Source organism: Mesorhizobium sp. M7A.F.Ca.US.005.03.2.1 (assembly GCF_003997795.1).
Lineage (GTDB): Bacteria > Pseudomonadota > Alphaproteobacteria > Rhizobiales > Rhizobiaceae > Mesorhizobium > Mesorhizobium ciceri.
The window spans coordinates 1-1,489 of sequence record NZ_RZRP01001169.1 but is presented as its reverse complement, the minus strand read 5'-3'; the positions used below and the strand labels follow the sequence as shown (position 1 = coordinate 1,489).

The window sequence follows — 1,489 nt, the reverse complement described above, 5'->3', positions numbered from 1 at the left end:
GATCAGGTCGAGGCCGCCGCCATGGATGTCGAAGACCTCGCCGAGATAGGCGGCCGACATCGCCGAGCACTCGATGTGCCAGCCCGGCCGACCCCTGCCCCATGGCGAATTCCAGCCCGGCTCCTCCGGTGACGACAACTTCCAGAGGACAAAATCGCCGGGATTTTTCTTATGCGCGTCGACGGCGACGCGAGCACCGGCCTGCTGCTCGTCGAGATTGCGCTTCGACAGCTGGCCGTAGTCGGGCATCGACGCCGTGTCGAACAGGACTTCGCCCGCAGCAACATAGGCATGGCCGCGTTCGATCAGGCTTTGAATCAAGGTGATCATGTCGACCTTGCCGTCGGCACGGGGCTCGACGAATTCGGTGGCGCGCGGCTCGACCGTCGGCTCCAGGCAGCCGAGAACCGCCACGTCGCTGTGGAACTGGTCGGCGGTCTTTTCGGTGACCCGCCTGATCGCCTCATTCAACGACAGCGTGCCGGAAGCGATCTCGCCGCCGAAATCGCGCAAAGCGCGCGCATTGATCTTGTCGTCTACGTCGGTGATGTTGCGCACATAGGTGACGTGCGTCTGCCCATAGAGATGGCGCAGCAAGCGGAACAGCACGTCGAAGACGATCACCGGCCTGGCATTGCCGATATGAGCAAAGTCGTAGACGGTCGGGCCGCAGACATACATGCGCACGTTCAGCGGATCGATCGGGACGAAATCCTCTTTCGTCCGCGTCAGCGTGTTGTAGAGGCGCAGGCCCTGCGATGCGTCGGACATTCGTGCCTTCCCGGTTCAGAACTCAATTCGACGAAGCCAGCCCTGCGCGAACGCAAATCAGGCTCCAGCCTGCTGGCCGGGGCGTTTGTCCAATCTGGGGAGAGATGAGGCGAAAACGTCCGGACCAGCGCGAGGCTAGCCAATAATGCAAATGCCACAAATGGCGAAAGACGTTTTCATGGGCGGCTTTATCGCCTTGGCTTGTGTTGCCGTCAAGTCGCAAGTTTCGGCAAAACCGTCGCTGGGTCACAGGTAATGATGCACTGAAACATTTTATTAAACATGTCGGCACAGTCATGAAACATTCGCCGGCTAGATCAGCAGGCGTCACGATTTGGTCAGAATCGGCCATCAAACGCAGACACGAAAATGTTACCAGGGAAGAGAGACATGCCCCGAACCAAGCAGGAAGCCAACCGCGCCAAGCAGCCCGCGCTGGCCAACCACTATCGCGCAATCGGCCCGGCCGCGATCGTCGCCGCCCTTCTCCATACCGCCAAGAAGAAAAAGCCGGCGCAGAAGATCGTTTCGCCCCGCGCTGCCTGAAGGGATGGGCGGCCGGCGCCAATGGCGCCAGAAATGAAGGCGCCGACGCGCGCGCCCTCTGCTAGAACAACGTCATCTGACTGTCGTCCGCGCCGGACTTCTGGCGCTTGACCTTCTCGGGCTCCGGCCCGATCTCGCCCCGCTCCTGAATCTCCGGTCCGGTGTTGGCGAC

Annotated in this window: 1 protein-coding gene and 1 pseudogene; one reads left to right on the top strand and one right to left on the bottom strand. The window is 61.2% G+C overall.

Translation table 11 applies throughout. From position 1 onward, the window contains the following. Window positions 1-771: pseudogene (locus EN991_RS35870) on the bottom strand (cysteine--tRNA ligase); the annotation flags it as partial. 390 nt (window positions 772-1,161) lie between these two features. Between EN991_RS35870 and EN991_RS35865 the strand changes: the two are divergent. Then, a complete protein-coding gene (locus EN991_RS35865) occupies window positions 1,162-1,317 on the top strand; it encodes a hypothetical protein (protein WP_013532562.1) in 156 nt (51 codons plus the stop codon). The last annotated feature ends 172 nt before the right edge of the window (window positions 1,318-1,489 follow it).

Coding starts and splice junctions, on each gene's coding strand:
- EN991_RS35865 (WP_013532562.1), top strand. CDS start 1,162: ATGCCCCGAACCAAGCAGGAAGCCAACCGCGCCAAGCAGCCCGCGCTG.